The sequence below is a fragment of the Microbispora corallina genome, assembly GCF_016863035.1.
Classification (GTDB): domain Bacteria; phylum Actinomycetota; class Actinomycetes; order Streptosporangiales; family Streptosporangiaceae; genus Microbispora; species Microbispora corallina.
In genome coordinates this window covers 1-9,254 of sequence record NZ_BOOC01000074.1, presented here as the reverse complement: position 1 = coordinate 9,254, position 9,254 = coordinate 1, and the positions used below count along the sequence as shown (strand labels likewise).

At 73.2% G+C, this 9,254-nt stretch carries 6 protein-coding genes and 1 pseudogene; 4 read left to right on the top strand and 3 right to left on the bottom strand.

Annotated elements, in window-relative coordinates; all coding sequences use genetic code 11:
* The first annotated feature begins 117 nt into the window (after positions 1 to 117).
* Positions 118 to 351: a cellulose binding domain-containing protein gene (locus Mco01_RS38390; protein WP_239104235.1), complete on the top strand. Its 234-nt coding sequence runs from the start codon at positions 118 to 120 to the stop codon at positions 349 to 351.
* 116 nt (positions 352 to 467) lie between these two features.
* Here the strand turns inward: Mco01_RS38390 and Mco01_RS38385 are convergent, their stop codons facing one another.
* On the bottom strand, positions 468 to 758 hold the full coding sequence (locus Mco01_RS38385; RefSeq protein WP_204061739.1) for a hypothetical protein: 291 nt from the start codon (positions 756 to 758) through the stop codon (positions 468 to 470).
* A gap of 32 nt (positions 759 to 790) precedes the next feature.
* A complete protein-coding gene (locus Mco01_RS38380; RefSeq protein WP_204061738.1) occupies positions 791 to 1,243 on the bottom strand; it encodes a carboxymuconolactone decarboxylase family protein in 453 nt (150 codons plus the stop codon).
* Between the two features lie 95 nt (positions 1,244 to 1,338).
* Between Mco01_RS38380 and Mco01_RS38375 the strand changes: the two genes are divergently transcribed.
* The 3 genes from Mco01_RS38375 to Mco01_RS38365 all read left to right on the top strand — a co-directional run bounded on the left by Mco01_RS38375 (position 1,339) and on the right by Mco01_RS38365 (position 8,371).
* A complete protein-coding gene (locus Mco01_RS38375) occupies positions 1,339 to 4,122 on the top strand; it encodes an AfsR/SARP family transcriptional regulator (RefSeq protein ID WP_204061737.1) in 2,784 nt (927 codons plus the stop codon).
* 146 nt (positions 4,123 to 4,268) lie between these two features.
* Positions 4,269 to 5,165 carry a hypothetical protein gene (locus Mco01_RS38370; RefSeq protein WP_204061736.1) on the top strand — a complete coding sequence of 299 codons (897 nt, stop codon included), beginning with the start codon at positions 4,269 to 4,271 and terminating at the stop codon, positions 5,163 to 5,165.
* A 62-nt stretch (positions 5,166 to 5,227) separates the two neighbouring features.
* Positions 5,228 to 8,371: an AfsR/SARP family transcriptional regulator gene (locus Mco01_RS38365; RefSeq protein ID WP_239104233.1), complete on the top strand. Its 3,144-nt coding sequence runs from the start codon at positions 5,228 to 5,230 to the stop codon at positions 8,369 to 8,371.
* On the opposite strand, the pseudogene Mco01_RS40020 reads toward Mco01_RS38365, so the two are convergent.
* Positions 8,355 to 9,089: pseudogene (locus tag Mco01_RS40020) on the bottom strand (ABC transporter permease); the annotation flags it as partial. The gene Mco01_RS38365 and the pseudogene Mco01_RS40020 sit on opposite strands and share 17 nt — an antisense overlap.
* Positions 9,090 to 9,254 lie beyond the last annotated feature (165 nt).

Genomic DNA, 9,254 nt, shown 5'->3' with positions numbered 1-9,254 from the left:
CCGACGCCCACCCCGACTCCGACTCCCACGCCGAGTCCGTCGCCGTCCCCGGTCCCGGGGGCGTGCTCGGCGACGATCTCGACGGTCAACAGCTGGCCGGGCGGGTTCCAGTCGGAGGTGACGGTCCGCGCGGGCAGCGCGGCGGTCAACGGGTGGACGGTGAAGTGGACCTGGCCCGGCGGCCAGACGTTCAGCAGCGTGTGGAACGGCACGCAGAGCGTGTCCGGCTCCAGCGTGACCGTGCGCAACGCCTCCTACAACGGGTCGATCGCGGCCGGCGCGTCCACGACGTTCGGCTTCACCGCCAACGGCACCGCGGCCACCCCGGCGGCCACCTGCACCAGCCCCTGACGACGCCTCACCCTTCGGCGATCCCCCGTGAGCGGCCCACCCGCTCGCGGGGGATCCGCATGGAGAAGCCCCGCTCAGCGGGGCTTCTCCGCGGGTGTGGCCAGACGGACGCCGTCTCAGCGCTCGTCGACGACCTCACCGTCCAGGGCGACGGCGTCCTTGGTGAGGGCCATGGTCAGCGGCGCCTCCGGGAAGGTGGGCAGGGCGGCGAGCGCGGCCCCCATCTGCCCCGCCGTCTCCCAGTGCCAGGTGTCGGTGTAGGTGCCGTCCTCGAGCCGGATCAGCACGACGCGGGTGAGGCCGGGGTGCCCCTCGCGGACGGTCGCGACCAGGGAGCTCCGGCGGGCCAGGAACTCCTCCAGGTCGGCGTCGGCGACGGAGTAGCGGTGCGAGCGGACGACAGACATGTCGGTGTCTCCTGTGCGTCGGGGGTGGGGGCTCACCAGCTGCCGGCGACCTGGCGGACCGGGGCGTTCAGGCGGTTGAAGAGGTTGGTGACGGCGGTCATCAGCAGGATCGAGGCGAGCTGCCGCTCGTCGAAGTGGTCGGCGGCGTTGTCCCAGACCTCGTCGGAGACGGCGTCGGCGCGGTCGGCCATCCGGGTCGAGGCCTCCGCCAGCTCCAGCGCGGCCCGCTCGGCGTCCGTGTAGTACGGAGCCTCGCGCCAGGCGGCGACCAGACCGATGCGCTCGTCGCTCTCGCCGAGCTTGCGCAGGCTCTTCAGTCCGGCGTCGACGCAGAAGCTGCACCCGTTGATCTGGCTGACCCGCAGGTGAACCATCTCCATGAGCTGCTCGGGAAGACCCTGCGACTGCGCGGCCTTCATCAGCTCCTGGATCGGCGTGATCGCCGCGGGGATGATCGTGGCGGGGTTCTTCATCCGGGGTTCCATCGTGTCTCCTCCGTCTCGGTTCCGGTGAGATCAGAGTCGCTGCCCGGATTGATACATTCGCTATGCGCGGGCGATGCCACGGTGATGGGGGGACGATGCTGCGCTTCACCCTGCTCGGCCCCGTCCAGACGATCGTCGACGGCGCGCCCCTGACGGGCATCGCCCCACGTCACCGGGCTGTCCTGGCCTATCTGCTGCTCAACGCCGGCCGGGTCATCAGCATCGAGCGCTTGATCGAGGCGATGTGGGGCCACGACCGGCCCGACACGGCCCGGTCGCAGATCCACGCCTCGATCACCGCCATCCGGAAGGTGCTGCGCGGCGCGGGCGCCGTACGGCTCCTCGAGACGCGCGCGGGCGGCTACGTCGCGCGGCCCGAGCCCGGACAGCTCGACACGCAGGAGTTCGCCGACCTGGTGGCCGCGGGCGAGCTGCGCGAGGCCCTCGGCCTGTGGACCGGCGAGGCGCTGGAGGACGTGCACGCGCACTACGCCGACGGCGTCCGGGAGCTCTGGAACGACCGGCGGCTGTCGGCGTACGAGCGCCTGGCGGAGGCCGAGCTCGCCGCCGGCCGGCACGGCGACCTGCTCGACGAGCTCGCCGCCCAGGTGGCCGCCAACCCGCTCCGCGAGAAGCTGAACGGCCACCTCGTCCTGGCTCTGCACCGGGCGGGGCGGCAGGCCGACGCCCTGGCCGCGGCGCGTTCGTACCGTACGGCTCTCGCCGACGAACAGGGCCTCGACCCCGGCCACGCCTTCACCGAGCTGGAGCGGGCGGTCCTGGTGGACGATCCCGCCCTGCGCCTGACCGGAGCGGCGCCCGCCGTCTCCGGCCCCCCGCGCCGCTCCACCTACCTGCCCTACGACATCCCCGACTTCTCCGGGCGGACCGCCGAGCTGGACCGGATCGTGGGCGAGCACGAGGGGCCGGCGGTCGTCACGATCGACGGCATGGCCGGGGTCGGCAAGACCGCGCTCGCCGTCCACGCGGCCCACCGGCTGGCCGCCCGATACCCCGACGGCCGGCTCTTCATCGACCTGCAGGCCCACACCGCGGGCCGGGAGCCGATCGACGCCGCCGCCGCGCTGGAGGCCCTCCTCCGCCAGCTCGGGGTGCCCGCCGACCGCATCCCTGTCTCGCCGGCGGAGCGCGGCGCCCTCTGGCGCGCCGAGCTGGCCGATCGCCGCGTGCTCGCCGTGCTCGACAACGCCTTCGACGCCGACCACGTGCGTCCTCTGCTGCCGGGGCGCTCCGACACCCTCGTCCTGATCACCGGCAGGCGGCGGCTCGTCGACCTGGACGGCGCCCACGCGCTGTCGGTCGACCTGCTGCCCGAGGAGGACGCCGCCGAGCTGTTCGAGCGGATCGTCGGCGAACGCGCCCGCCACGAGCCGGACGCCGTGCGCGAGGTGCTGCGGCTGTGCGGTCACCTCCCGCTCGCCATCCGGATCTCGGCCGCCCGCCTCCAGCACCGCCCGCGCTGGACCGTGTCCTACCTGGCCGGCCGGCTGCGGGACCACCGCCGGCTCCTGGACGGGGTGTCGGCGGCCTTCGCCCTCTCGTACGAGCACCTCGACGAGGCCGAGCAGCACATGTTCCGCCTCCTCGGGCTGGTGCCCGGCCGTGACATCGACGCCTGCGGCGCGGCCGCGCTGGCGGGGATCCCGGAGGACGAGGCGGAGGAGCTCCTCGAAGGCCTCCTCGACGCCCACATGCTCCTGCAGCTCGACCCCGGCCGCTACACCTTCCACGACCTGCTGCGCGAGCACGCCCGCTCGATAGCCGAGGACGACGGCGCCGTCATGCGGCTGCTCGCCTACTACCTGCACCGCTCCCGCGCGGCGATGGACCGGCTCTTCCCGCACAGCCTCGGCGAGCGGGAGGGCATCCCGCAGCCGGCCGCCCCCGTCCCGCCCGTCCGCGACGCCGCCGAGGCGAGCGCGTGGCTCGACGCCGAGCGCTCCAACATCATCGCGACCGCCGTCCACGGACCCGAGATCTGCCTCGGCCTCCTGGCCCTGGCGATGCGCCCCTACCTCGACCGGCAGGCGCACCACGACGACGCGCTCACGCTCCACACCCTGGCGCTCCAGCGCAGCCGCACGCTCGGCGACTCCGCGGTCCAGGCGAGGGCGCTCACCGACCTGGCCTGGACCTACTGGCGGCTCGGCGAGTACGAGCGGGCGGAGGAGCACGCCCACCAGGCCCTCGACGCGTGCGAGGAGGCCGGCGAACGGGCCCGGGCGCTGCTCACACTGGGCGACGTGGCCCTGCGCCGGCGGCAGGACCCCCAGGCCGAGCGGTACCTCAGGCAGGCGCTCGACCTCACCCGCATCGGCGCCGACACCTGGGGTGAGGCCCAGGTCCTCGGCGTCCTCGCCCTCGTCCTCGACCGTGCCGGCCGTCCGGAGGAGGCCCGGCGCCACCTCGACCTGGCACTGGCGCTCCACCGCAAGGTGGGCAACCCCGCCGGAGAGGCGGTGGTCCTCAACCACCTCGGCGTCGTCCTGCGGCACCAGGGCGAGCCCGCCCAGGCGCGTACGCGTCACGAGCAGGCCGCGGCGCTCTACCGCAGGCTCGGCAACGCCGCCGACGAGGCGGCCGCGCTCAACGGCCTGGCCGAGGCGGCGGACGACCCCGCTCAGGCGGTCGAGGAGCACACGGCGGCGCTCGGGCTCGCCGACCCGGCCGGCAACCGGCCGGAGCAGGCGCGCGCCCACGACGGGCTGGCGCGTGCCCACCTCGCACTCGGCCACGTGGAGCAGGCGTGCGAGCACGGGCGGCTGGCTCTCGGCCTCTACGAGGAGCTCGGTGTCCCGGAGGCCGACGAGGTCCGCGCCTTCCTGGGCCACGCCGGCGGGACCGTCCTCACCTCCTGAGGCGACCACGCACGTGCTGGAGCCCCAACTAGCCCGCTGAACTGCTGTTCCGTGATTTTCTAACGTTCCAATCACGTCGGGCAACCACGGGTGAGAAGGGCACGTCCCCTACAGCACGCAGCATCCCGAGCCTCTGGAGTAACGGTATGCATCAGCAGCCCGGTCCGTCGCACGGCGCGGACGGTCCATCCCACGGCCGGCACCCGTACGGCGCCCAGCCTCCGCGGCAGCCGGAGTGGCAACCCTCGGCCGGATGGCAACCCACTCACGAGTGGCGCGCTCCGCATCCGCACAGGAAGGGCAGGGGACCGGGCTTCTGGCTCCTCGTCGTCGGGCTGCCCTTCGTCCTCGTCGCCGGCTGCATGGCGGTCGCCGGCGCTCTCGCCGCCGGAGCGCCTGACACGGCCGGTCGAGTCGCCCGGTCCAGCGCAACCGGCGCGGCCGGGCCCACCCACGACGCCATGAGCGCCAAGGAGACGGCCGCGCCCCGCAAGCCGGCACCCGCGCCCTCCCCCCGTACGTACAGCGGGGTGAGCGCGAAGGTCGTCAAGCTGCGCAGGAGCGACTGGACGGGTGTGTGGCTCGTCACTCTCACCCATCTAGGGGAGTCGAACTTCATCGTCTCCCCGCTCGACGCCCACGGCGCGGAACAGAGCTCGATCGTCAACGAGATCGGCGGCTACAAGGGGAGCGTCCTGCTCAACGAGGACGAGGGCGCGCAGACGGCGGCGCTCAAGATCCAGGCCGACGGGGCGTGGACGGTCACTCTCAAGCCCCTCTCCATGGCTCGCAGATGGACCGGCGCCGCGCTCACCGGCCGCGGCGACGACGTGGCGATCGTCAGCCCCCCGAGCTCCGGGCTCACGACCGTGACCGCCCGCCACTCCGGGAGCGCGAACTTCATCGTGGACGCCTACACCGAGTCGAGCCGGGAGAACCTCGTCAACGAGATCGGCGGCTGGCACGGCGAGGTCCCGCTCCCCGATGGAACGGTCCTTCTCACCGTCCACGCCGACGGCGTCTGGTCCTTCGCGAAGAGCTGACGCAGAAGATCCCAAGAAGTGACGATTACCGGTCGTCGTCACTGTTCGGCACAATCACTGATGTGCGAGTCGGATTGCTCGGACCGTTCGAGGTCCGCGACCAGGGCGGGGCCGTGGTGGAGGTCCCCGGGGTTCGGCTGCGCGCACTGCTGGCCGCGCTCGCCCTCGAACCCGGCCGGATCGTCTCGCGCGCGAGGCTGGTGGACTGGATTTGGGGGCAACGGCCGCCCGCCGACGAGGTGAACGCCCTGCAGGCGCTGGTGTCCAGGCTGCGCCGGGTGCTGCCGGACGGGGTGATCGAGGCCGACTCCGGCGGATACCGGCTGTCGGTGGCCCCCGACGACGTGGACGTGTCCCGGTTCGAGCACCTGGTCGGTCAGGCCCGGTCCGCCGATCCTGCCGCGCGGGCGGATCTGCTGCGCTCGGCCCTGGCGCTGTGGCGGGGCGCGGCCATGGCGGACATCGCGCTGAACGACAGCGACGCGTTCGACGCCGTGGTCACGCGTCTGGACGACCTCCACGTCGCCGCGCTCGGAGATCGGGTGGACGCGGACATCCGCCTCGGCCGCGGCTCGGAGATGATCTACGAGCTGACCGAGCTGGTCGCCGCCCATCCGCTGCGGGAGGGGTTCGTGGCGGCCCTGATGCGGGCCCTCGCCGAGGCGGGGCGCGGCAACGAGGCGCTGACCCTGTACCAACGGACGCGCGAGCGGTTGGCCGAGGAACTGGGCGCGGATCCGTCGGCCCAGCTCTCCGCGCTGCACACCGCGCTGCTGCGGGGCGAGGTGGGCGAGCGGACGGAGAACCACAGGACGAACCTGCGCGCCGAGCTGACGAGTTTCGTCGGCAAGGACGAGGACGTCTCCGCCGTCGCCGGACTGGCCGTCGGGCACCGGCTGGTCACTCTGACGGGGGCGGGCGGCTCCGGCAAGACCAGGCTGGCCATGGAGACCGCGCGGACGATGCTCGCCGAGCTGCCCGACGGGGCGTGGCTGGTCGAACTGGCCGCGGTGCGGGCGGGCGGCGACCTGGCGCAGGCCGCCCTCACCGCGATCGGCCTGCGTGACCAGGCACTGCTCGGCACCGCGCGGGCGGGGGAGCCGATGGATCGGCTCGTCTCCGCGCTCCGGGAGCGCGCGATCCTGCTGATCCTCGACAACTGCGAGCACGTGATCGAGGCGGCCGCGGCTTTCGCGGATCGGCTCCTGGGGGAGTGCCGCAGGCTGCGGATCCTCGCCACGAGCCGGGAGCCGCTCGGCATCACCGGGGAGGTGCTCTGGCAGGTCGAGCCGCTCGCGCTGCCCGCGAAGGAGGCGGACCCCTCCGAGGTCGGGTCCTCGCCCGCGGTGCGGCTGCTGCGGGACCGGGCGGGTCTGGTGCGCAAGGACATCGGCTCCGACGCGCGCACCCTGTCGGCCATGGCGGGGATCTGCCGGGCGCTCGACGGGATCCCGCTGGCGATCGAGCTGGCCGCGGCGCGGTTGCGCACCATGTCCGTCGATCAGCTGGCCCGCCGGCTCGACGACCGCTTCCGTCTGCTGACCGGCGGCAGCCGTACGGCGCTCTCCCGGCACAGGACGCTGCGCGCGGTCGTGGACTGGAGCTGGGATCTGCTGACCGAGGCCGAACGCGGCGTGCTGCGGCGGCTCTCGGTGTTCTCCGGCGGGGCGAGCCTGGACGCGGCCGAACGGGTGTGCGGGGACGAGGCGTTCGCCGGGGAGCAGGTCCTCGACGTGCTGACCGCGTTGATCGAGAAGTCGCTGCTGCTCGCCGACGGCGAGGGCACGCCGCGCTACCGGATGCTCGACACCATCAGGGAGTACGCGGCGCAGCGGCTCGCCGAAGCCGGGGAGACCGAGCGGGCGCGCCGGGCCCACCTCGCCTACTTCACGGAGCTGGCCGAGACGGCCGATCCGTACCTGCGCCGGGCGGAGCAGCTGGAATGGCTGGCCACGCTCGGGGCCGAGCACGACAACCTCAATGCGGCCCTGCGCGGGGCGATCGCCGAGGGATGGGCCCAGGAGGCGATGCGGCTGGCCGGGGCCGTGGGCTGGTACTACTTCCTCAGCGGGCACCGGACCGAGGGCACCGAGTTGAGCATCGCGGCGGCCGCACTGCCCGGCGAGGTGTCCGACGAGGTGCGAGCACTGGCGTGCGCCATCGTGACCGTGTTCGTGACCTCCGGGCCCGGCGGCGACCAGTATCAGGCGCGGGAGTGGATCCAGGAGGCGTACCGGTGCACTCCGAGCAGCGGGTATCGCAACCCTCTGCTCGGGTTCGTCGTGCCGATGGAGCGGATGCTGCGGGAGCCGCCGGAGTTCCTGTCCGCGTTCGATCCGCTCGTCGTCGGCGACGACCCGTGGGTGCGCGCGCAGGCCAGGCTCAGCCGCGGCCGGTTGCGGCTCACACTCGGCAGCGACGAGACCGACGTGGACGCCGACGTCGAGATCGCCCTCGCCGAGTTCCGCACCCTGGGTGACCGGTGGGGCATCTCGTCGGCGCTGACGCTCCTGGCCGACCGGCTCGCCACGCGCGGCGAGTTCGCCCGCGCGTGTGAGCACCACGAAGAGGCGGTGACGGCGCTGACCGAGGTGGGCGCGACCGAGGACGTGGTCGGCCTGCGGGCGCGGCAGGCCCAGCTGTACTGGCTGCTCGGAGACGAGCGGGCAAGCGCGTCCGCAATGGCGGACGCGCAGCGGTTCGCGGGCGGGGTCGCCTCGCCGGACGCGCTCGCCGAGCTGGCGCTCGCGAAGGCGCAGCTGGCGCGGTGGCGCGGCGAGCCCGGCGCGGCACACGAGCACCTGGCCACGGTGCGGGCGATGCTGGGCACCGTGAAGATGGGCGACTTCATCCGCGCCAAGGTCACGGACCTGTACGGCTACCTCGCCGAGGATCTCGAGCAGGCTCGCGCGTACCGGACCGAGGCGTTCCACGCGGCCGCGGAGCACCCGTTCCCACCGCTGGTCGCCGAGGTGCTGATCGGGATCGCGGACCTGGCCCTGCGCCAGGGACGGTACGAGCAGGCCGCGCGGCTGCTCGCGGCGAGCGACGGCGTCCGCGGCACGCCGGATCGTTCGCAGCCGGACGCCTCCAGGATCGCCGGGGAGACGCGGGATCGCCTCGGTGAGGTTCTGTTCACCGAGGCGATCCGTGAGGGCGGGCGGCGGGAATGGCGCGAGCTGGCGGAGATCACGCTCGCTTCGTGAACGACCGTCGCGCCCACAGGTAGCCGACCAGCGTGAGCCCCACGCACCAGGCGACCGCGGTGACGGTCGAGCCCGTCGACGGCGCGCCGGTCAGCAGCCCGCGCAATGCTTCGATGATCGAAATGAACGGCTGGTACTCCGCGAACTGCCGCGCGCCCGCCCCCATCTTGTCGGCCGGCACGAACGCGCTGCTCAAGAAGGGAAGGAGCATCAGCGGGACGGCGGCGAGGCCCGCGCTTTCCGGCGTCTTCGCGGCGAGCCCGAACGCGACGGTCAGCCAGCCCATCGCCAGCACCGTCAGCACGACGATGCCGATCGCGCCGAGCCACTCCGGAAGACTCGCCGACGGCCGGAATCCCATCAGCAGCGCGACCCCGATCTGGAGGACCTCGGCCGCGACGTCGAGCGCGTCCCGGCTGGTGAACCGGAGCCGGACATGGCTGCCGGGGACCTGGCGCTTGAGCTGGTCGGCCGTGCCCTCGGCGACCAGCCGGCCCTGATCGAGCACGGCGATGCGGTCGGCGAGCTCGTCGGCCTCCTCCAGATACTGGGTGGTGAGGAAGATCGTCGTGCCGCGGGCGACCAACTCCCGGATGATCTCCCACATGGTGCGGCGGCTGCGCGGGTCGAGTCCGGTCGTGGGCTCGTCCAGGAAGATGATCTGCGGCTCGCCGACCAGCGTCATGGCGAGGTCCAGCTTGCGGCGCATGCCGCCGGTGCGGACATCCAGGTCGATGCCGTCGAGGACCGTCTTGTCCTTGTACGCCTTTCGCAGCCCCGTGGCTGCGATCGCTGATCCGTTCATGGCGGCCGCGTCAGTTCGGCGACGGCCCGGTGTCAGAGCGGGCGGCGATGGTGGGTGTCACCGGAGCGGTCCGGACAG

What these genes read in the sequence shown, in the direction of transcription:
- Mco01_RS38375 (WP_204061737.1), top strand. Translation starts at nt 1,339, where the DNA reads ATGCTGCGCTTCACCCTGCTCGGCCCCGTCCAGACGATCGTCGACGGC.
- Mco01_RS38370 (WP_204061736.1), top strand. Translation starts at nt 4,269, where the DNA reads ATGCATCAGCAGCCCGGTCCGTCGCACGGCGCGGACGGTCCATCCCAC.
- Mco01_RS38380 (WP_204061738.1), bottom strand. Translation starts at nt 1,243, where the DNA reads ATGGAACCCCGGATGAAGAACCCCGCCACGATCATCCCCGCGGCGATC.
- Mco01_RS38385 (WP_204061739.1), bottom strand. Translation starts at nt 758, where the DNA reads ATGTCTGTCGTCCGCTCGCACCGCTACTCCGTCGCCGACGCCGACCTG.